This is a genomic window from Actinomycetospora callitridis (assembly GCF_028737265.1).
GTDB lineage: Bacteria > Actinomycetota > Actinomycetes > Mycobacteriales > Pseudonocardiaceae > Actinomycetospora > Actinomycetospora callitridis.
On record NZ_JAQZAK010000001.1, the window covers coordinates 648,422 to 668,351 of the forward strand.

Consider the following 19,930-nt stretch of genomic DNA (forward strand, 5'->3'; position numbering starts at 1 on the left):
CCGTCCACCCACCAGGTCTGGTTGAACCCACGATGACCCGCGCCCACCCTGCCGGGCCCCGCCACGCCGACGTGATCCCGCAGCACGAGGACGCCGGTGGCCCGCCGCCCGAGGCCGCCCTCGACGCCCTGCCGGCCGCCGTGTGGCCCCGGAACGCCGCCCGCGACGCCGACGGCGTCGTCCGCCTCGCCGGCGTCGACGTCACCACCCTCGCCCGCGAGCACGGCACCCCGCTGTTCGTCGTCGACGAGGCCGACTTCCGGTCCCGGTGCGCCGAGCACGCCGACGCCTACGGCGACCCCGCGCTCGTGCACTACGCGAGCAAGGCTTTCCTGACCACCGAGATCGCGCGCTGGGTGGCCGACGAGGGCCTCGGGCTCGACGTCTGCACCGAGGGCGAGCTGCTCACGGCGCTGCGCGCGGACTTCCCGCCCGAGCGGATCACGGTGCACGGCAACAACAAGAGCCGCCAGGAGCTCACCGCCGCGCTGGACGCCGGGGTCGGCGCGATCGTGCTCGACTCCTACGTCGAGATCGGCCGCCTCGACGAGATCGCCCGCGACCGCGACGTCCGCGCCCAGGTCATGGTGCGGGTGACGGTCGGCGTCGAGGCGCACACCCACGAGTTCATCGCCACCGCGCACGAGGACCAGAAGTTCGGGTTCTCGCTGGCCGCGGGCGACGCCGCCGAGGCGGTGCGCCGGGTGCTGAAGTCGCCGGGGCTGCACCTCGTGGGGCTCCACAGCCACATCGGCTCCCAGATCTTCGACGCCGACGGCTTCGAGCTCGCCGCCCGCCGGGTGATCGGGCTGCTCGCCGAGATGCGCGACGAGCACGGCGAGGCCGTCGCCGACGCGCTGACCACCGTCGACCTCGGCGGCGGCATGGGCATCGCGTACACGGTCGCCGACAAGCCCCGCTCGCCCGCGTGGCTGGCCGGCGAGCTGCGGGCGATCGTCGAGCGCGAGTCCGCCCGGGTGGACCTCGTGCCGCCGCGGATCGCGGTCGAGCCCGGGCGTGCGATCGCCGGGCCGGGCACCGTGACCCTCTACGAGGTCGGCACCGTCAAGGACGTCGAGCTCGGCGGGGGTGCGCGGCGGCGGTACGTCAGCGTCGACGGCGGGATGAGCGACAACATCCGCACCGCGCTCTACGACGCCCACTACGACTGCCGGCTGGTCTCGCGGCACGCGACCGGGGCGCCGGCGGTGCGCTCGCGGGTGGTCGGCAAGCACTGCGAGTCCGGCGACGTCGTCGTGCGCGACTGCTGGCTGCCCGCCGACGTCGCGCCCGGCGACCTCGTCGCGGTCGCCGCGACCGGCGCCTACTGCTACGCGATGTCGAGCGCGTACAACAAGGTGCCGCGGCCCGCCGTCGTCGCGGTGGCGGACGGCACGTCGCGCACGTTGCTGCGGCGCGAGACCCTCGACGACCTGGCGCGACTGGAGGTGGGATGAATGGTCGGCAACGAGGGGCGAGCGATCAACGTCGCACTCCTGGGCTGTGGCGTCGTCGGGTCGCAGGTGGTCCGGCTGCTCACCGAGCAGGCCGACGAGCTGGCCGCCCGGGTCGGGGCGCCGGTGCACCTCGTGGGCATCGCGGTCCGGCGACCCCAGCGGCACGCCGACGTGCCCGCGGACCTGCTGACCACCGACGCGGCCGGGCTGGTCGCCCGCGACGACGTCGACATCGTGGTCGAGCTGGTCGGCGGCATCGAGCCCGTGCGCGGGCTGCTGCTCACGGCGCTGAAGAACGGCAAGTCGGTGGTGTCGGCGAACAAGGCGCTGCTGGCCGAGGACGGCGCGGCGCTCGCGGCGGCCGCGGACGAGTCCGGCGCCGACCTCTACTACGAGGCGTCGGTCGCCGGGGCGATCCCGCTGCTGCGCCCCATCCAGCAGTCGCTGGCCGGTGACCGCATCCGGCGGGTCGCCGGCATCGTCAACGGCACCACCAACTTCATCCTCTCGGCGATGGCGACCTCCGGCGCGAACTACACCGAAGCGCTCGAGGAGGCCGGCCGGCTGGGCTACGCCGAGGCCGACCCAACCGCCGACGTCGACGGCTACGACGCGGCGTCCAAGGCCGCGATCCTGGCCAGCCTCGCCTTCCACACCCGGGTGACCGCCGACGACGTCTACCGCGAGGGCATCCGCGACGTCTCCGCCGCCGACATCGCCGCGGCGAAGGCGCTGGGGTGCACGGTGAAGCTCCTCGCGATCTGCGAGCAGGTCGACGGCGCCGTGACGGCCCGCGTGCACCCGGCGATGATCCCGCGGTCGCACCCGCTGGCCTCGGTCTCCGGGGCCTACAACGCGGTGTTCATCGAGGCCGCCGCCGCGGGCCAGCTGATGTTCTACGGGCAGGGCGCCGGCGGTCCGGAGACCGCGAGCGCCGTGCTGGGCGACCTCGTCGCGGCGGCGCGCAACCGCGTCATCGGCGGGCGCGGGCCGCGCGACTCCGCCCACGCCCACCTGCCCGTGCTGAGCATGGGCGAGACCCGCACCCGCTACCACGTCGCGCTCGACGTCACCGACCGCGCGGGCGTCCTGGCCCAGGTCGCGGGCGTGTTCGCCGACCACGACGTGAGCATCGCGACCGTGCGCCAGGAGGGCCGGGGCCAGAACGGGGGTGACGCGGACGATGGCGTCCCGAACACCCGGGACGCCACACTGGTGATCGTGACCCACTCGGCGACGGATGCGGCCCTCGCGAGCACCGTCGAGGCGCTCACCGGCCTCGACGCCGTCCGCGGCGTCGCCGGCGTGCTGCGCGTCGAGGGGCTGGGTCGTCCCGTGACCGAGTTGGGTGGTGCGTCGTGACCGGAGTGGTCGGTGGGGCCGTCGTGGGGGGGCCGGCGGTGGCGCTCGGCGCCCGCGTCGAGTGGCCCGGGATCATCCCCGCCTACCGCGACCGCATGCCCCGGGTCCAGGACGGTTGGGAGGTCGTGACGCTGCGCGAGGGCGGGACACCGCTGCTGCCCGCGCCGCACCTCTCCGAGCTGCTCGGGTGCGAGGTGCACCTCAAGATCGAGGGCGCGAACCCCACGGGCTCGTTCAAGGACCGCGGCATGACCGTGGCCATGACCGAGGCCCTCGCGGGTGGCGCGAAGGCCGTGATCTGCGCGTCGACGGGCAACACCTCGGCGTCGGCGGCCGCCTACGCGACGCGCGCCGGCCTGACCTGCGCCGTCCTCGTGCCCCAGGGCAAGATCGCGCTCGGCAAGCTCGCCCAGGCGACGGTGCACGGCGCGCGGATCCTGCAGCTCGAGGGCAACTTCGACGCCTGCCTGGAGCTCGCCCGTCGGGCCGCCGAGCAGTACCCGATCGCGCTGGTCAACTCGGTGAACCCGGCGCGCATCGAGGGGCAGAAGACCGCGGCGTTCGAGATCTGCGACCAGATGGGCCGCGCGCCGGACGTCCACGCGCTGCCCGTCGGCAACGCCGGCAACATCACGGCCTACTGGCGCGGCTACACCGAGTACGCAGGCGACGGCGTCGTGGCCGGCACCCCGCGCATGTTCGGCGTACAGGCCGCGGGCGCCGCCCCGCTCGTGCACGGTGCGCCCGTGACCGACCCGGAGACCCTGGCCACCGCCATCCGCATCGGCTCGCCCGCGTCCTGGGACGGGGCGATCGCGGCGCGCGACGAGTCCGCCGGCGAGATCACCGCCGTGGAGGACGACGCCATCCTCGAGGCCTACCGCCTGCTGGCGGCCCGCGAGGGCGTGTTCGTCGAGCCGGCCTCGGCCGCCTCGGTGGCGGGGCTGCTCGCGAAGTCGCGGGCCGGGCGCCTCGACACGGGGCAGCTGATCGTCGCGACGGTGACCGGGCACGGACTGAAGGACCCCGCCACCGCGCTCGCGGACGCCGCCGAGCCCGTCGTGCTCCCCCCGCACGTGGACGCGGTGGCCGACGCCCTGGGCCTGCGCTGAGCGCCGGGGCGCAGGTCGCGCAGGAGCCGGCGGTGCCGGCCCGCGCCACCGCGCGCGTCCGGGTGCCGGCCACGTCGGCCAACCTCGGCCCCGGTTTCGACACGCTCGGGCTGGCCCTGGGCCTGTGGGACGAGGTCGAGCTCGGCGTCGTCGACGCGCCGTCCTGCCGCGTCGACGTCGAGGGCGAGGGCGCGGGCCGGGTGCCCCGCGACGGCCGGCACCTCGTGCTCCGGGCGGCGCACGCCACCTTCGACCGGGCCGGCGCGCCACGGGCCTCGCTGCACCTGCGGTGTCGCAACGCGATCCCGCACAGCCGGGGCCTCGGTTCGTCGGCGGCCGCGGCCGTCGCGGGGATCGTGGCGGCGCGCGCGCTGCTCGCCGACACCCACCCGCTGGACGACGCCGCGGTGCTCGATCTCGCCGCGGGGTTCGACGGCCACGCCGACAACGTCGCGGCCTGCCTCTACGGCGGGCTCGTCGTCAGCTGGGGCCACGAGGGCTCGTGGCACGCCGCCCACCTGACGCCGCACCCGGCGCTGCGACCGGTGGCGCTGGTCGCGGACCGCTCGAGCTCCACCGAGGCCACGCGCGGGCTGCTGCCCGACCGTGTCCCGCACGCGGACGCGGCGTTCACGGCGGCCCGGTCGGCGCTGATCGTCCACGCGCTGACCTGCGAGCCCGAGCTGTTGCTCGCCGCCACCGAGGACCGGCTGCACCAGCCCTACCGGCGTCCGGCGTACCCCGAGACCGCGGCGGCGGTCGATCACCTGCGGGCGGCCGGCATCCCCGCCGTGGTCTCCGGGGCGGGGCCGACGGTGCTCGCGCTGACCCTCGACGGACGGCTGCCCGACGACCTCGACACCACCGGCTTCGCCGTCCGCCCGCTCGCGGTGGACACCGAGGGCGCGCGGGTCGAGACGGGCTGACCGGGCGTCGCCGCCCGACACCGCCACGCGGGGGGTGGTTGTTGCCGGTGCCCACGACGGGGGCTACCCTGACCGTCACAGCGACCACGCGTGTGGCGCGTCGGTGCCCTGGTTCCGTCATCGTTCGGGGCCAATCTCTCCTTCAGTCGCCGGGATGCCTGGCGGCCGGACACTCATGATCGCTGTACGACAACTCCGCGGGTCCTCCCGCCCGGGGCCGATGATCCTCATCGGACCGCCGGACCGGCCCGGACCCGCGAGACGTCCCGCCCCGTGCGGGGCGGACACATCCGCTGGTCAGGGTGGTCCCCGGGCCGGTCAGGAAGGACCTGCGTGACCGAAACCGACGTCATCTCCACCGACGCCGAGGGATCCTCGGCCTCTGCGCCCGAGCGGCGCCGTCGGGGAGGTGTCTCCGGCATGGTGCTGGCCGAACTGCGCGAGCTCGCGACCTCGCTCGGCGTCTCCGACACCACCGGGATGCGACGCAACGACCTCATCTCCGAGATCAAGCGGCGGCAGTCCGGCAGCGGGGACCAGCTCCCCCTCGCCGAGGACGCCTCCGGGGGATCGAACGGCTCGAGCGCCCCCGCCGAGAGCCCCGCCGCGAGCCCCGCCGAGAGCCCGGCCCCGGCCGACGAGCCGGCGGCCGAGAGCGCCCCCACGCGCCGTCGTGGCACCCGCCGCCGCGCCACCGCCGCCTCCGGCCCCCCGCCGGCCGGCGACGAGGCGCCCGCGAGCAGCGGCGACGCGCCCGCGGCCTCCACCCCGGCCCCGGCCGAGGCTCCTGAGGTCGCCGTGACGGCCGCCTCCGACGCGGTGCCCGGCGCCGAGGCCGCCGCGGCCGCGGCCACCGAGGCGCCGTCCTCGACCGGCCCGTCCGGCTCCTCCGCCTCGTCCGAGAGCTCCGGCTCGTCCCGGCGCGGCCGTCGCGGTGCACGCCGCGAGGCGGGTCCGGGCGTCGGCGACGCCGACGCCGGCAGCGCTCCGGCCGCGGCTGCCGAGGCGCCCGCGGGGACCCCCGGAGAGACCGCCGCCCAGTCCTCGGACGTCGAGGCCGCCGCGGCGACCTCCACCGAGCAGACCACCCCCGACACCGACACCGACGGTGACGGACAAGGCGGGCAGCAGGGCGGCGAGCAGGGCGGCGGCCAGTCCCGTCGCCAGCGCGACCGCGACCGCGACCGCGACCGCCAGCAGGGCGGCCGGCCCGACCAGAACGGCCAGCAGGGCGGCGGCCGCGGCCAGCAGCAGGGCGGCGGCCAGCAGGGTGGCGGCAACCAGCAGGGCGGCAACCAGCAGGGTGGCGGCCAGCAGGGTGGGGGCCAGCAGGGTGGCGGCCAGCAGCAGACGAACCAGCGCGACGACGACGACGATGACGAGGACGGCGGCGGCCGTCGCCGCGGCCGTCGCTTCCGTGACCGTCGCCGCAACCGCAACGACCGCGGGGAGCGCCCGGAGCGCAACGACCGTGGTCAGGGCGGCGGCGGGGGCGAGCCGGAGGTCCGCGACGACGACGTCCTCATCCCGGTCGCCGGCATCCTCGACGTGCTCGACAACTACGCGTTCGTCCGCACCTCGGGCTACGCGTCGGGGCCGAACGACGTCTACGTCTCGATGTCGCTGGTGCGCAAGCACGGCCTGCGCCGCGGTGACGCCGTCACCGGCCAGGTCCGTCAGCAGCGCGAGGGCGAGCAGAACCGGCAGAAGTTCAACCCGCTGGTCCGCATCGACTCGATCAACGGGCTCGACCCGGAGGCGGCGCGCAAGCGCCCCGAGTTCACCAAGCTCACGCCGCTCTACCCCAACGAGCGGCTGCGCCTCGAGACCGAGTCGCACCTGTTGACCACGCGCGTGATCGACCTGGTCATGCCCGTCGGCAAGGGCCAGCGCGCGCTGATCGTCTCGCCGCCGAAGGCCGGCAAGACGATGGTGCTGCAGGCGATCGCCAACGCGATCACCACGAACAACCCCGAGGTCCACCTCATGGTCGTGCTCGTCGACGAGCGGCCGGAGGAGGTCACCGACATGCAGCGCTCGGTGAAGGGCGAGGTCATCGCCTCGACCTTCGACCGGCCGCCGTCGGACCACACCTCGCTCTCGGAGCTGGCCATCGAGCGGGCGAAGCGCCTGGTCGAGATGGGTCACGACGTCGTGGTCCTGCTGGACTCCATCACCCGCCTCGGCCGCGCCTACAACCTCGCGGCCCCGGCGTCCGGGCGCATCCTGTCCGGTGGTGTCGACTCGACGGCGCTCTACCCGCCCAAGCGGTTCCTGGGTGCGGCGCGCAACATCGAGGACGGCGGCTCGCTGACCATCTTCGCGACGGCCCTGGTCGAGACCGGGTCGACGATGGACACGGTGATCTTCGAGGAGTTCAAGGGCACCGGCAACGCCGAGCTCAAGCTCGACCGCAAGCTCGCCGACAAGCGCATCTTCCCCGCGATCGACCCCGACCCGTCGGGCACGCGCAAGGAGGAGCTGCTGCTCTCGCCGGACGAGATGGCGGTGACGCACCGGCTGCGGCGCGTCCTGGCCGCGCTGGACTCCCAGCAGGCCATCGAGCTGGTCCTCGACCGCCTGCGCAAGTCGCGGACGAACATCGAGTTCCTCATGCAGGTCGCCAAGACGACGCCCGGCAAGGACGACGAGTAGCCGGTCGACCCCCGCTCGTGGAGCGACCGGCACGTCCGCTTCGTCGGAAGCGACCGTGCCGTTCGCTCCGCACGGGCCCCGCCGCGATGATGGTCCCCATGGACGAGGACCAGGTGGTGAGTGCCCGCCGCGAGATCGACGCCGGGGCCGAGGTGATCTTCGAGTTCATCGCCGACCCGGCGCGGCAGCCGGAGTGGGACGGCAACGACAACCTCGCCGAGGCCGGGCCGGGGCAGCGCGTGCGCGCCGTCGGCGACGTCTTCACCATGCGGCTGACCAACGGCGGCCTCCGCGACAACCACGTGGTGGAGTTCGAGGAGGGCCGGGTCCTGGCGTGGCAGCCGTCGGACCAGGGCTCGCCGCCGGCCGGTCACCGGTGGCGGTGGGAGCTCGAGCCGCGCGGCCCGGGCCGCACCGCGGTCACGCACACGTACGACTGGACGCAGCTGTCCGACGAGGGCCGCTTCGCCCGGGCGCGCGCGACGACGTCCGACCGGCTGGCGGCCTCGCTCGAACGGCTCGCGGCGAGGGTTGAGTAGTTCCACCGCAGACCCGGGGCGGGGTCCGCGGCGAGGCTTCACGGCATGACAGAGCAGCCCGGCGCCGGCCTCCCCGCCCTCCCCGGTCCCTGGACGGCGATCCTCGACGAGGCGCGCCGCTACCCCTCGCCGCACAACTCCCAGCCGATCACCGTGCGGGTGCACGACGACCGCCGGGCGGAGTTCTGCTACGGCCTCGACCGCGGCCTGCCCGCCGAGAACTTCGGCATCCCGTTCGCGCACGTCTGCGCCGGGGTGTTCCTCGAGTCCCTCGCGACCGTGGCCGCGGCGCACGGCTGGGCGGTCCGCGAGACCCTGCGCCTCGCCGAGATGGACTTCTCGTCCCCGCAGCGCCAGCACCTGCTCGGCGGCCTGGAGCTCACGCCCGTCCCCGTCACCGACGCGGCCCGCGAGCAGATGGCGGCGTTCCGCAGGCGCCGGACCTCGCGCCGCCCGTACGACCGCCGGCTGGTGGACCGGGCCGTCCTGGAGGAGGTCGCGGCGATCGCCGGCGGCATGGGCCAGCGGTTCGGGTGCACCGACGAGCAGGTCCTCGTCGACGACCTCATCCGGATCAACCAGGAGACGCTGTTCGACGACCTGCGCGACGACGCGGTCCACGAGGAGATCCTCACCTGGATCCGCACGTCGAAGCGCCAGGCGGCCGCCACCCGTGACGGCCTCTCCGCCGAGACCATGCTGATGCCCGGCCCCCTGCTCCGGTTCGCGATGCACCACCGGTGGCTGTGGGACCTGCCCCTGGTCGGGGGCCTCTTCCGCCGGGTCTACCTGTCGACGATGCGCGGGGTCCGCGAGCTGGGCTGGCTGACCGGCCCCTTCGACACCCCGGGCGACCACGTCGAGGCCGGCCGCTGCTTCCTGCGCCTCTGGCTCGCCTTCACCCGCCACGGCATCGACCTGCACCCCTTCGGCACCGTCATCACCAACCCGCGTTCCCACGCCGCGTTCGTCGAGCGGACCGGGATCGACGAGTCCGGCGGCCAGATGGCCTGGATGCTCTTCCGCTACGGCACCGGGAAGCCCCCGCCGCGGGCCTGGCGGCGCACGCTCGACGCGATGCTGCTGGGCCGCGAGACGACGGCGGTGGCGTGATGAGGCTGTTCTGGTGGTGCCAGGAGGTGCTCGTCGACCTCCTCGGGCGGTTCCCGACGACCCACGCCCTGCTGCTCGCCCCCGGGTTCGAGCGTCTGCGCTGGTGGCTCGGCCGCCGCCGCGCCCGGCGCACCGTCGCCCGCACCGTCCGCCGGGTGCCGGCCTACCGGGCCTTCCTGGCCGAGCGGGGCGTCACGTCGCGCGCCCTCCCGCGTTCCCTCTCGGCCCTGCCCGAGACGGACAAGAGCAGCTACATCACCCGGTACCCCATCCCCGAGCGGTGCGTGGGCGGGCGGCTCCCGCGCCGCGGGGTCGTCGTCGACGAGTCCTCGGGCTCGACCGGCACCCCGACCAGCTGGGTGCGGGGCCCGGTGGAGCGGCGGGCGTCGCGCGAGGTCCTGCGCGTCGGCTTCCTGCGCCACACCACCCCGGACCGCCCGGTGTTCGTCATCAACGCCTTCTCCCTCGGGGCGTGGGCCACGGGGATGAACGTGACCGCCGCGCTGACCCGGGTCTCGACGATCAAGTCCTGCGGGCCCGACCGCGACAAGATCCTCAACACGATGCGGGAGTTCGGCACCGGCTACACGTACGTGATCACGAGCTACCCGCCGTTCCTCAAGGGCCTGCTCGAGGACGACCGGCTCGACTGGTCGGCCTACGACGTGGTCTGCGCCTTCGGGGGCGAGGGGATCAGCGAGGGCATGCGCGACCACATCCTGCGCCGCGCGCGGAAGGTCGTCGGCGCCTACGGGGCCAGCGACCTCGAGATCAGCATCGCCGTCGAGACCGAGTTCACGATCGCGCTGCGCCGGGCCATCGCCGCCGACCCGGCCCTCGCCACCGCCCTGACCAGGCAGGACGAGTACGGCGTGCTGCCGAACATCTTCCAGTTCAACCCGTACGCCTACCTGGTCGAGGAGAACGACGAGGGCGAGCTGGTCGTCACGATCACCCGCCCGCAGAACGTCGACCCCCGGATCCGCTACAACATCCACGACCGCGGGCACGTGCTGCGGATGCGCGACGTGCTGCCGGTGCTGCGCCGTGCCGGGCTCACCGAGGTGCTCGACGAGCGGGTGCTCGACCTGCCCCTGCTGCTGCAGTACGGACGCAGCGACCACTCGGTGGACTACAACGGCGCGGTCGTGCCGCCCGACGGGGTCCGCGACGCCGTGGCCGGCGACGCCGAGCTGGTGGAGGCCGTCGAGAACCACCGGGTCGTCTCGTTCGAGGACCGCGCCGGCGACCGGCGCCTGCACCTGGCCCTCCAGCTCGCCGACGGCCGCACGCTGGCCGACCCGACGGCGGCCGCCCACCGGCTGCTCGCGGCGATGCGGCGCGCCAACCGCGACCTCGACAACGCGATCCGGACGAGCTCGCCGGGCACCGAGCCCACGGTCGGCGTCTACCCCTTCCGGACCGGCGTCTTCGCCGGCGACGGGGGCAGGCTCAAGAACGAGTACGTGTGGATCCTCGACGCCCCGGGCGCCGAGGCGGCGGGCCTCGACGAGCAGGTCGTCGCCGCCCGCACGGCCTGACGGGTCGGGAACAACACGACCCCCCAGGTGGTTGTGCAGCTCAGCGGGCGGTCCTGCGAGAATGGCCCGCACATCAGGTACCGGTTCACCCCGCCGCGTTCGGGGACCCGGCGACCACGACGCGAGAGGACCAGACCGTGAAGAGCGGCATCCACCCCGATTACCACGAGACCTCGGTGCTCTGCAGCTGCGGGAACTCGTTCACCACCCGCAGCACGAAGCCCGGTGGCAACATCACCGTCGAGATCTGCGCCGCGTGCCACCCGTTCTACACGGGCAAGCAGCGGATCATGGACACCGGCGGTCGTGTGGCCCGCTTCGAGGCGCGCTACGGCAAGCGCACCCCGACCAAGAAGTAGCTCCCGCGACGCCCGTCGCCCCTGCGCCACGCGCGCGGGGCGGCGGGCGTTCTGCGTGTTCGGGGCCAGGCTCACGAGAGGAGGCGCGCGATGGCATCGCAGGTACCGGCGGACCCGATGACCCAGGGAATGACCCGGTCGCCCGGCGTCACGGCCCTGCTCGAGGAGCACGCGGGGCTCGAGGCGCGCCTCGCCGACCCCGACGTGCACGCCGACCAGGCGCTCGCGCGCTCCCTGGGCCGGCGCTACGCCGCGCTCGCCCCGGTGGTCGCCACCGTGGAGGAGCTTCGCGGGGCCGAGGCCGACCTCGCCGACGCCCGTGAGCTCGCCCGGGAGGACCCCGCGTTCGCCGCCGAGGTCACGGAGCTCGAGGCGCGGGTCGGGCCGCTGCGCGACCGGCTGTCCGAGCAGCTCGTGCCCCGCGACGCGGCGGACGCGAACGACGTCGTGGTCGAGGTGAAGTCGGGGGAGGGCGGCGAGGAGTCGGCGCTGTTCGCCGGCGACCTGCTGCGCATGTACTCCCGCTACGCCGAGCGCCGTGGCTGGAAGGTCGAGGTGCTCTCGGCGACGGAGTCCGACCTCGGCGGCTACAAGGACGTCACGGTCGCCGTCACCGCGCCGGGTGATGAGCCCGAGGGCGTCTGGGCCTGGCTGAAGTACGAGGGCGGGGTGCACCGCGTGCAGCGCGTCCCGGTCACCGAGTCCCAGGGCCGCATCCACACCTCGGCGGCCGGCGTGCTCGTCTACCCCGAGGTGGACGCCGCCGCGGACGTCGAGATCGACGAGAAGGACCTGCGCGTCGACGTCTTCCGGTCGTCGGGCAAGGGCGGCCAGGGCGTCAACACCACCGACTCCGCGGTCCGGATCACCCACCTGCCGACCGGCGTGGTCGTGTCCTGCCAGAACGAGCGCTCGCAGCTGCAGAACAAGGCCCGCGCGATGGACGTGCTGCGCAGCCGCCTGCAGGCGATCGCCGACGAGGCCGAGGCGGCCCAGGCGTCGGCCGACCGCCGCAGCCAGGTCCGCACCGTCGACCGCTCCGAGCGCGTGCGCACCTACAACTACCCGGAGAACCGGATCTCCGACCACCGCGTCGGCTACAAGTCGCACGACCTCGACCGGGTGCTCGACGGCGACCTCGACGCGGTGCTCGACGCCCTGCGCTCCGCCGACCGCGCCGAGCGGATGGCACGGTCCGGGCCGGCGGCGGACGAGCCGCGCTCCTGAGCCCCGTGAGCCCCGTGGACACCGTCGCCCGGGCGGCCGCCCGGCTCGCCGAGGCCGGGGTCGCCTCCCCACGCGTGGACGCCGAGCTCCTCGTCGCCCACGTCCTGGGCGTCCCGCGCGGCCGCCTGCTGCTCGCCGACCCGCCGGACGACGCGCAGCGCGCGGCGCTCGAGGCCCTGGTCGCGCGCCGCGCCGCCCGCGAGCCCCTGCAGCACCTGCTCGGCACCGCGGTGCTCGGTCCGGTCGAGGTGGCCGTGGGTCCCGGCGTCTTCGTGCCGCGCCCCGAGACCGAGGTGCTGCTGGAGCGCGCGCTCGCGGTGCTCGGTGCCGACCGGCCCGTGGTCGTCGACCTCTGCACGGGCACCGGCGCCCTCGCCCTGGCGCTGGCCCGCGCCCGCCCGGACGCCGTGGTGCACGCCGTCGAGACCGCGCCCGAGGCCCTGACCTGGGCGGGGAGCAACCTCGCCGGCTCGGGCGTCACGCTGCACGACGCCGACGTCACGCGCCCCGGGGTGCTCACGGCGCTGGACGGCACCGTCGACCTCGTGACCTGCAACCCGCCGTACGTGCCCGAGGGGCTGGCCGTCCCGCCCGAGGTGCACGCCGACCCGCCCGGCGCGGTGTTCGCCGGCCCCGACGGCCTGGACGTGATCCGTCCCGTCGCCGCGCTGGCCCACCGGCTGCTGCGGCCCGGGGGAGCGGTGGCGCTCGAGCACGACGACTCCCACCCCGCCGCCGTGCGCGAGGTGCTCACCGCGGCCGGGTTCGCCGACGTCACCACCCACGACGACCTCACCGGGCGCCCCCGCGTGGCCACGGCGCTGCGCCGGCTCCACGGGTCCTAGGCTGGCGCGCCGTGAGCACGACGTACGACTGCGAGGACCCCGCGACCCGACCCACCGGGCTGGCGGCGGCGGCCGCGGCGGTGCGGGCGGGACGGCTCGTCGTCGTCCCCACCGACACCCTCTACGGGATCGGCGCGGACGCCTTCTCGGCCCGCGCGGTGGCCGACCTGCTGGCCGCCAAGCAGCGCGGACCGGACATGCCCGTCCCGGTGCTGGTGGGCAGCTGGTCGACGATCGACGGGCTGGTCGGCGCCGTGCCGCGCGTCGCGCGCGACCTCGTCGAGGCGTTCTGGCCCGGCGGGCTCTCGATCGTCCTGCCGCACGCCCCGAGCCTGGCGTGGGACCTCGGGCGCACCCGCGGCACCGTCATGCTGCGCATGCCCCTGCACCCGGTGGCCCTCGAGCTGCTGCGCGAGGTCGGCCCCATGGCCGTGAGCAGCGCGAACGTCTCCGGGCGCGAGCCGGCGACCACGGTGACCGACGCCCGCGAGCAGCTGGGCGAGAGCGTCGAGGTCTATCTCGACGGCGGGGTGTGCGCGACGGGCGTGGCCTCGACGATCGTCGACCTCACCGGCGAGGTCCCGCGCCTGCGCCGCGAGGGCGCCGTCACGGCCGACCAGGTCTCCGAGGTCATCGGCACCCCCGTCTCCTTGTGAACGTCGCGCACGTGGGGATGTGACCCAGGTTCCAGGCGCAGGGCGCGTCGCCGTGAATGGCCGGTAACGTGAGGCGTCATGGCAGCCGACTCGCAGCACTTCTGGGGACCGGACTACGACGCCCTGCGGGCCGTCGACCCCGAGATCGCCCAGGTCGTCGACGACGAGCTCACCCGGCTGCGCGGCGGACTGCAGCTCATCGCCAGCGAGAACCTCACCAGCCCGGCCGTGCTCGCGGCGCTGGGCTCGACGCTGTCGAACAAGTACGCCGAGGGCTACCCCGGCCGCCGCTACTACGGCGGCTGCGAGGTCGTCGACCGCGCCGAGGAGATCGGCATCGAGCGCGCCAAGGCGCTCTTCGGCGCCGAGCACGCCAACCTCCAGCCGCACTCCGGCGCCAACGCCAACCTCGCGGTGTACGCGGCGTTCTGCCAGCCCGGCGACAAGGTGCTGGCGATGTCGCTGCCCCACGGCGGGCACCTCACGCACGGCGCGAAGGTCAGCTTCTCGGGCAAGTGGTTCGAGCCGGTGCCCTACACCGTCCGCGAGGACGACGGCCGCATCGACTACGACCAGGTGCGCGACCTCGCGCTCGAGCACCGGCCGAAGATGATCGTCGCCGGCGCCACCGCCTACCCGCGCCTCATCGACTTCGCGAAGTTCCGCGAGATCGCCGACGAGATCGGCGCGAAGCTCTGGGTCGACGCCGCGCACTTCATCGGCCTCGTCGCCGGCCAGGCCATCCCCAGCCCGGTGCCGTACGCCGACGTCGTCACCTTCACGACGCACAAGGTCCTGCGCGGCCCGCGCGGCGGCATGCTCGTCTCGAAGGCGGAGCACGCGAAGGCCCTGGACAAGGCCGTCTTCCCGTTCCTGCAGGGCGGGCCGCTCATGCACGCGGTGGCCGGCAAGGCCGTGGCCCTGGCCGAGGCGGCGACGCCGGACTACCAGCGCTACGCCCGCCAGGTCATCGCCAACGCCCAGGCCCTGACCTCGGGCCTCGAGTCCCAGGGCATGCGCGCGATCTCCGGCGGCACCGACACCCACCTCGCGCTGCTCGACCTGCAGCCGCTCGGGGTCACGGGCAAGGAGGCCGAGGCCCGCAGCGGGCTCGCCGGCATCACGCTGAACAAGAACGCGATCCCGTACGACCCGCAGCCGCCGATGACGGCCTCGGGCATCCGCGTCGGGTCGCCGTCGATCACCACGCAGGGCATGACGGAGTCCGAGATGAGCGACGTCGCGCGGCTGATCGCGTCCGCCGTGACGGCCGACGAGACCAGCGAGGTGGGCAAGAAGGCCCTCGCCGACGTGCGCGACGAGGTGACGGCCCTCGTGTCGCGCTTCCCCGCGTACCCCCGCTAGACGCGAGCGGGTCTACCCTCGGGCTCCGTGGGCCCGTCAGCGGATTTCGCCCCGATGGGGCTCCCGATCCGGGAGTACCTCCTGGTCGGGCTCTGCGCGGCGGTCGTCACCTACCTGCTCACGGGGCTGGTCCGCCGCCTCGCCATCCGCGCCGGTGCGATCGCGGTGCCCCGCGGGCGTGACGTGCACACGGTGCCGATCCCGCGCCTCGGCGGCATCGCGATCTACCTCGGCGTGGTGGCCGGGGTGTTCGTGGCCAGCCAGCTCCCGGTGCTGCGGCGCGCCTTCGACTACTCGAACGAGACGGTCGCGGTGCTCGTCGCCGGCGGGCTCATCGTCACCGTCGGGGCCCTCGACGACCGCTACGGCCTCGACGCGCTGACCAAGCTCGCCGGTCAGGCCACCGCCGCGGGCGTCCTCGTGCTCATGGGCGTGCAGTGGACGGCGGTGTACCTGCCCTGGGGCGGCACCGGCGGGAGCACCGGGTCGGTGCTGCTGCTCGGGCAGGACCAGGGCGTGCTCATCACGGTGTTCCTGTGCGTGCTGCTGGTCAACGCGATGAACTTCGTCGACGGGCTCGACGGCCTGGCCGCGGGCATCGGCACGATCGCGGCCACCGCCACCTGCGCGTTCGCGCTCGGGCTGCTCGGCCAGCAGAACGGTGACGTCAACGCCTACCCGCCGGCCCTCATCGCCGCGGTGCTCGCCGGGGCCTGCGCCGGCTTCCTGCCGCACAACTTCCAGCCCGCGCGGCTGTTCATGGGCGACTCGGGCTCGATGTTCATCGGGCTGACGCTCGCCGCGGCCACCACCACCGCGTCGGGCCGCACCAACTACTCGACCACCGGCGCCACCGGCGCGCTCGCGCTGGTCACGCCGCTGATCGTCGTCGCGGCCGTCGTCTTCGTGCCGTTGCTCGACCTGCTCATGGCCGTCGTGCGCCGCACCCGGGCGGGCACCAGCCCGTTCGCGCCGGACAAGATGCACCTGCACCACCGGCTGCTGGAGATCGGCCACTCCCAGCGCCGGGCCGTGCTCCTGATCTACCTGTGGGCCGGGGTGCTCGCGTTCGGGGCCGTCGCCCTGGCACTGATCGACAACGCGTTCGTGGTGGTCTGGATCGTCACCGTCGGCGTGCTCGTCGCCGTGCTGGCCTCCGCCGTCCCCCGCCTGCGCCCCCGCGCCTGACTTCCCGAGACCTCCCCGAGGAACCGATGACAGACCCGATGACCAGCCCCGAGCCCGACCCCACACCCCCCGTGACCCCGGCGTCCGGCACGACGTCCAACCCGCTCAACCCCTCGGCGACGCCCGCGAACACCGCCCAGGTCCTCGAGGCCAGCCGGGCGATGCTGTTCGGCGGCCTGTGGCCGGCGATCGGCGTCGCAGTGCTCGCCGCGGTGGTCGCCGGGCTGCTCGCGGGCACCACCGGGGTGGTCGCGGCGATCGTCGGCGCCGTCGTCGTCATCGCGGTCTGCTCGCTCGGCCCGCTGGTGATGCGCTGGACCGCCGCCGCCGACCCGATGGTCGTCATGGCCGCCGCGCTCGTCTCGATGATGGGCAAGCTCGGCCTGCTGCTGGTCGTCTTCCTCGTGCTCCAGGCCCTCGGCGTCGTCGACACGCGCATCGCCGCTCTCGCCCTCGGCCCGACGGCGCTGGCGTTCATCGTCGGCGAGGTGATCGCCTTCGCGCGGCTGAAGACGCCCACGATCGCGGTGTGATCGTCGCCCGGACGGTCGTCCCCTACTCGGCGGTGTGGCCTCCGACGGCCCGTAGTGGACGGGGACGAACCTGCTGATATGGTGCGCCCGATGGCGCAGGACAGCCTCCGCGGTGACGCGGGACGCACCCCTCCGAAGGGGTCTGCGGACCAGTCACCGTCGGAGGCCTGGACGGTCCTCTCCCATCTGATCACCGGCATCCTGGTGTTCGGACTGGCCGGATGGGGAATCGACACCCTGCTCTCGACGCGCTGGTTCCTGCTGGTCGGGCTCCTGCTCGGTGGGGCCGCGTCCTTCAGCTTGATCTACATCCGATACCTTTACATCCCCCCTGAGCCCCTCCCTCGACCCGGTGAACCCGCCGGCCCGGAGGACCGGAAGGAGCAGCACGGGTGATCTCGTCGTTGACGCAGGTACCGGCGCCACCGGTCCCGCCTCCGATGCCTGCCGAGGGCTTCAAGGCCCCCGGCGTCGAGGACTTCAACCTCCCCCCGATCTTCGAGGGCATCCCGGTCCTCGAGTGGGTCGACAAGGTCTCGATCCAGTTCATCGTCGCCGCCCTCTTCGTGTGGGCCTTCTTCGCGCTCGCGACGAAGGACCCGAAGGTGGTCCCCGGACGGCTGCAGTTCCTCGCGGAGAAGTTCCAGGGGATCGTCCGGGACCAGATCGCCCGGGACAACATCGGTCCTGATTTCCGCAAGTACGTGCCCTACCTGGTGGCACTCTTCTCGTTCATCCTGGTGAACAACGTCTTCGGGATCCTGCCCTTCGTGCAGTTCCCGTCGTTCTCGCACCCGGGCATGGCGTACGCGCTCGCCGCCATCACGTGGCTGATCTACAACTACGTCGGCATCAAGAAGCAGGGCTTCGGCGGCTACGTGCAGCTCATGACCTGGCCGCCCGGTGTGCCGGCCTGGGTACGGGTCATCCTGACCCCGATCGAGTTCCTCTCGAACTTCATCCTGCGGCCGGTCACGCTCTCCCTGCGGCTCTTCGGCAACATGCTGGCGGGCCACCTGCTGCTGCTCGTCTTCATCTTCGGCGGCGAGTACATGCTCACCGTCGCGGACGATCTCGTCCTCAACGTCCTCTCGCCGTTCGCGTTCCTCTTCGCGATCGTCATGACGTTCTTCGAGGCCTTCATCCAGGTGGTGCAGGCCTACATCTTCACGGTCCTGACGGCGTCGTACATCGGTGCGTCACTGGCCGACGAGCACTGAGTCGACACTGATCCACCGGGTCGTCGAAACCACCGGCGCCGTCCCTCCCCCGATTCACAGAACGAACACCGGAAAGGAACCCCTCATGGTTCAGGGCAGCCTCAACATGGTCGGCTACGGCCTCTCCGCCGTCGGCCCCGGTATCGGCGTCGGCATCGTCTTCGCCGCGTTCATCAACGGCGTGGCGCGTCAGCCCGAGGCCCGCGGCCAGCTGCAGACCATCGCCTTCATCGGCTTCGCCCTCTCCGAGGCGCTGGCGATCATCGGTCTGGTCCTCGCGTTCGCCATCTGAGTCCCCCTGACCGGTCGCCGGAGGGGCGGGAGGTGAACACATGAGCGCCATCGAGGTGCTCGCCGAGCAGCCGGCGGGCGAGCCGTACGCCGCGTTCCCGCACGTCGCGGAGATCATCGTCGGCCTGATCGCCTTCTCGCTGCTCGTGTACGTGATCGGGCGGTTCGCGTGGCCGAACGTCGTGACCTCGCACGAGGACACGAAGAAGCAGATCGAGGGCGGCATGGCCCGGGCCGAGGCCATGGAGGCCGACGCCAAGGCGGAGCTCGCACGCAGCCGTGAGCGGCTCGCCCGTGTCGACGACGAGACCGCGCGCATCCGTGACGACGCGCGGGCCGATGCCGAGCGCATCGGCCAGGACATGGACGCCAAGGCGGCCGACGAGGCCGAGCGCATCAAGGCCCAGGGGCAGCAGTCCCTGGACGCGTCCCGCTCGCGCACGATCTCGGACCTGCGCGCCGAGACCGGCCACCGGTCGGTGGAGCTGGCCCGGCGCATCGTCGAGTCCTCGCTGTCCGACGACCGGAGCCGCGGGGAGAGCGTCGACCGCTTCCTCGCCGAGCTCGAGGCCATGGGTGGCTCCACAGCTGGATCCGCGGGTGCGCCAGCAGGCGGGACCGGCGACGGTGCCCGCGGGAACGGGGGTCAGGCATGAGTGCCTCCACCGCCGGCGTCCTCGCCGACTTCCACGCCGCGAGCCGTGACGCGCTCGAGGCCACGCGCCGTCGCCTCTCGGAGGCCACGGCGCAGGCGGCTGCGGGCGACCTCGACACCGTCGCCGAGCAGCTCGACTCCGTGGCCGACCTGCTCGGTCGCGAGAGCGAGCTGCGGCGCACGCTCGCCGACGCGTCGCGCACCGCCGAGGACCGCGAGGGCCTCGCCGACCGGCTGATCGGTCGTCAGGTCACCTCGACCACCGGGGACATCGTGAAGACCGCGGTGTCGTCGTCCTGGTCGCGGCCCGAGGACCTCGTCACGGGCCTGCGCACCGTCGCCCGTGAGGCCCTCCTCGTGTCGGCCGAGCGGGACGACCGGCTCGACGCCGTCGAGGACGAGCTGTTCCGGCTCGGCCGCATCGTCGGCGGGTCGCCCGACCTCGAGCGTCTGCTGGCCGACCCGGCCGCCGACCCCGAGGGCAAGCAGCGGGTCCTCGACCAGCTGCTCGCGGACCGGGCCGAGCCCGTCACCCGCAAGCTCGCCGCCCAGCTCGTGGCCCACCCGGTGGGTCGCGGCGTCGCCCAGGGCCTCGAGCGCCTGGCCGAGCTCGCGGCCGAGCGCCGCGAGCGGTCGGTGGCCACGGTGCGCTCGCCCATCGCCCTCTCCGACCAGCAGCAGCAGCGACTGGCCGACGCCCTGACGCGCATCTACCGTCGGGACATCACCCTGCACCTCGAGGTCGACCCCGGCATCGTCGGCGGTCTCGTGATCCAGGTGGGGGACGAGGTCATCGACGGCAGCGTGGCCGGACGGCTCGACGAACTGGGCCGCAGGCTCGGCTGAGTCGACCAACGAACCCCCCTAACGACTAGCGAGAGCGGAA

Annotated in this window: 20 protein-coding genes; all 20 read left to right on the forward strand. The window is 73.9% G+C overall.

Annotation, left to right across the window (positions count from 1 at the left end; all coding sequences use genetic code 11):
* Positions 1-32: 32 nt before the first annotated feature.
* Complete coding sequence (gene lysA / locus PH191_RS03175; RefSeq protein WP_274193170.1) at positions 33-1,457, forward strand: diaminopimelate decarboxylase; 1,425 nt, start codon at positions 33-35, stop codon at positions 1,455-1,457.
* A complete protein-coding gene (locus tag PH191_RS03180) occupies positions 1,458-2,819 on the forward strand; it encodes a homoserine dehydrogenase (protein WP_274193171.1) in 1,362 nt (453 codons plus the stop codon).
* Between the two features lie 95 nt (positions 2,820-2,914).
* Positions 2,915-3,931 (forward strand): threonine synthase, encoded by a 1,017-nt coding sequence (gene thrC / locus PH191_RS03185; RefSeq protein WP_274193668.1) that lies wholly within the window; start codon positions 2,915-2,917, stop codon positions 3,929-3,931.
* A gap of 32 nt (positions 3,932-3,963) precedes the next feature.
* Entirely contained in the window at positions 3,964-4,857 is an 894-nt protein-coding gene (gene thrB, locus PH191_RS03190) for a homoserine kinase (RefSeq protein WP_274193172.1), read from the forward strand.
* Between the two features lie 420 nt (positions 4,858-5,277).
* On the forward strand, positions 5,278-7,512 hold the full coding sequence (gene rho / locus PH191_RS03195; RefSeq protein WP_420791762.1) for a transcription termination factor Rho: 2,235 nt from the start codon (positions 5,278-5,280) through the stop codon (positions 7,510-7,512).
* A gap of 98 nt (positions 7,513-7,610) precedes the next feature.
* Positions 7,611-8,051 (forward strand): SRPBCC family protein, encoded by a 441-nt coding sequence (locus PH191_RS03200; protein ID WP_274193174.1) that lies wholly within the window; start codon positions 7,611-7,613, stop codon positions 8,049-8,051.
* Positions 8,052-8,096: 45 nt separating this feature from the next.
* Positions 8,097-9,164, forward strand: a complete 1,068-nt coding sequence (locus PH191_RS03205; protein WP_274193175.1) for a nitroreductase family protein — start codon at positions 8,097-8,099, stop codon at positions 9,162-9,164.
* Positions 9,164-10,705 (forward strand): phenylacetate--CoA ligase family protein, encoded by a 1,542-nt coding sequence (locus PH191_RS03210; RefSeq protein WP_274193176.1) that lies wholly within the window; start codon positions 9,164-9,166, stop codon positions 10,703-10,705. Before PH191_RS03205 ends, PH191_RS03210 begins: the two co-directional genes overlap by 1 nt.
* A gap of 137 nt (positions 10,706-10,842) precedes the next feature.
* Positions 10,843-11,064, forward strand: a complete 222-nt coding sequence (gene rpmE / locus PH191_RS03215) for a 50S ribosomal protein L31 (protein WP_274189378.1) — start codon at positions 10,843-10,845, stop codon at positions 11,062-11,064.
* A gap of 129 nt (positions 11,065-11,193) precedes the next feature.
* A complete protein-coding gene (gene prfA / locus PH191_RS03220) occupies positions 11,194-12,291 on the forward strand; it encodes a peptide chain release factor 1 (RefSeq protein ID WP_274193669.1) in 1,098 nt (365 codons plus the stop codon).
* A 5-nt stretch (positions 12,292-12,296) separates the two neighbouring features.
* A complete protein-coding gene (gene prmC / locus PH191_RS03225) occupies positions 12,297-13,136 on the forward strand; it encodes a peptide chain release factor N(5)-glutamine methyltransferase (RefSeq protein WP_274193177.1) in 840 nt (279 codons plus the stop codon).
* 11 nt (positions 13,137-13,147) lie between these two features.
* The gene (locus PH191_RS03230; protein ID WP_274193178.1) at positions 13,148-13,792 is read left to right on the forward strand and encodes an L-threonylcarbamoyladenylate synthase; all 645 of its coding nucleotides are present in this window, start codon (positions 13,148-13,150) and stop codon (positions 13,790-13,792) included.
* A 78-nt stretch (positions 13,793-13,870) separates the two neighbouring features.
* Positions 13,871-15,157: a serine hydroxymethyltransferase gene (locus PH191_RS03235; RefSeq protein WP_274193179.1), complete on the forward strand. Its 1,287-nt coding sequence runs from the start codon at positions 13,871-13,873 to the stop codon at positions 15,155-15,157.
* A 54-nt stretch (positions 15,158-15,211) separates the two neighbouring features.
* Complete coding sequence (locus PH191_RS03240) at positions 15,212-16,345, forward strand: glycosyltransferase family 4 protein (RefSeq protein ID WP_274189581.1); 1,134 nt, start codon at positions 15,212-15,214, stop codon at positions 16,343-16,345.
* 38 nt (positions 16,346-16,383) lie between these two features.
* The gene (locus tag PH191_RS03245; protein ID WP_274193180.1) at positions 16,384-16,878 is read left to right on the forward strand and encodes a Cg1360 family ATP-synthase-associated protein; all 495 of its coding nucleotides are present in this window, start codon (positions 16,384-16,386) and stop codon (positions 16,876-16,878) included.
* A gap of 90 nt (positions 16,879-16,968) precedes the next feature.
* Positions 16,969-17,274, forward strand: a complete 306-nt coding sequence (locus PH191_RS03250) for an AtpZ/AtpI family protein (RefSeq protein ID WP_274193181.1) — start codon at positions 16,969-16,971, stop codon at positions 17,272-17,274.
* 44 nt (positions 17,275-17,318) lie between these two features.
* A complete protein-coding gene (gene atpB, locus PH191_RS03255) occupies positions 17,319-18,098 on the forward strand; it encodes a F0F1 ATP synthase subunit A (RefSeq protein WP_274193182.1) in 780 nt (259 codons plus the stop codon).
* An 85-nt stretch (positions 18,099-18,183) separates the two neighbouring features.
* Positions 18,184-18,390 carry an ATP synthase F0 subunit C gene (gene atpE / locus PH191_RS03260; RefSeq protein ID WP_116706531.1) on the forward strand — a complete coding sequence of 69 codons (207 nt, stop codon included), beginning with the start codon at positions 18,184-18,186 and terminating at the stop codon, positions 18,388-18,390.
* Positions 18,391-18,430: 40 nt separating this feature from the next.
* Positions 18,431-19,045 (forward strand): F0F1 ATP synthase subunit B, encoded by a 615-nt coding sequence (gene atpF, locus PH191_RS03265; protein ID WP_274193183.1) that lies wholly within the window; start codon positions 18,431-18,433, stop codon positions 19,043-19,045.
* A complete protein-coding gene (locus PH191_RS03270; protein ID WP_274193184.1) occupies positions 19,042-19,890 on the forward strand; it encodes a F0F1 ATP synthase subunit delta in 849 nt (282 codons plus the stop codon). The genes atpF and PH191_RS03270 overlap by 4 nt, the downstream gene beginning before the upstream one ends.
* The last annotated feature ends 40 nt before the right edge of the window (positions 19,891-19,930 follow it).

Coding starts and splice junctions, on each gene's coding strand:
- lysA (WP_274193170.1), top strand. CDS start 33: ATGACCCGCGCCCACCCTGCCGGGCCCCGCCACGCCGACGTGATCCCG.
- PH191_RS03180 (WP_274193171.1), top strand. CDS start 1,458: ATGGTCGGCAACGAGGGGCGAGCGATCAACGTCGCACTCCTGGGCTGT.
- thrC (WP_274193668.1), top strand. CDS start 2,915: ATGCCCCGGGTCCAGGACGGTTGGGAGGTCGTGACGCTGCGCGAGGGC.
- rho (WP_420791762.1), top strand. CDS start 5,278: ATGGTGCTGGCCGAACTGCGCGAGCTCGCGACCTCGCTCGGCGTCTCC.
- PH191_RS03200 (WP_274193174.1), top strand. CDS start 7,611: ATGGACGAGGACCAGGTGGTGAGTGCCCGCCGCGAGATCGACGCCGGG.
- PH191_RS03205 (WP_274193175.1), top strand. CDS start 8,097: ATGACAGAGCAGCCCGGCGCCGGCCTCCCCGCCCTCCCCGGTCCCTGG.
- PH191_RS03210 (WP_274193176.1), top strand. CDS start 9,164: ATGAGGCTGTTCTGGTGGTGCCAGGAGGTGCTCGTCGACCTCCTCGGG.
- prfA (WP_274193669.1), top strand. CDS start 11,194: ATGACCCGGTCGCCCGGCGTCACGGCCCTGCTCGAGGAGCACGCGGGG.
- PH191_RS03235 (WP_274193179.1), top strand. CDS start 13,871: ATGGCAGCCGACTCGCAGCACTTCTGGGGACCGGACTACGACGCCCTG.
- PH191_RS03240 (WP_274189581.1), top strand. CDS start 15,212: ATGGGGCTCCCGATCCGGGAGTACCTCCTGGTCGGGCTCTGCGCGGCG.
- PH191_RS03245 (WP_274193180.1), top strand. CDS start 16,384: ATGACCAGCCCCGAGCCCGACCCCACACCCCCCGTGACCCCGGCGTCC.
- PH191_RS03250 (WP_274193181.1), top strand. CDS start 16,969: ATGGCGCAGGACAGCCTCCGCGGTGACGCGGGACGCACCCCTCCGAAG.
- atpB (WP_274193182.1), top strand. CDS start 17,319: ATGCCTGCCGAGGGCTTCAAGGCCCCCGGCGTCGAGGACTTCAACCTC.
- atpE (WP_116706531.1), top strand. CDS start 18,184: ATGGTTCAGGGCAGCCTCAACATGGTCGGCTACGGCCTCTCCGCCGTC.
- atpF (WP_274193183.1), top strand. CDS start 18,431: ATGAGCGCCATCGAGGTGCTCGCCGAGCAGCCGGCGGGCGAGCCGTAC.
- PH191_RS03270 (WP_274193184.1), top strand. CDS start 19,042: ATGAGTGCCTCCACCGCCGGCGTCCTCGCCGACTTCCACGCCGCGAGC.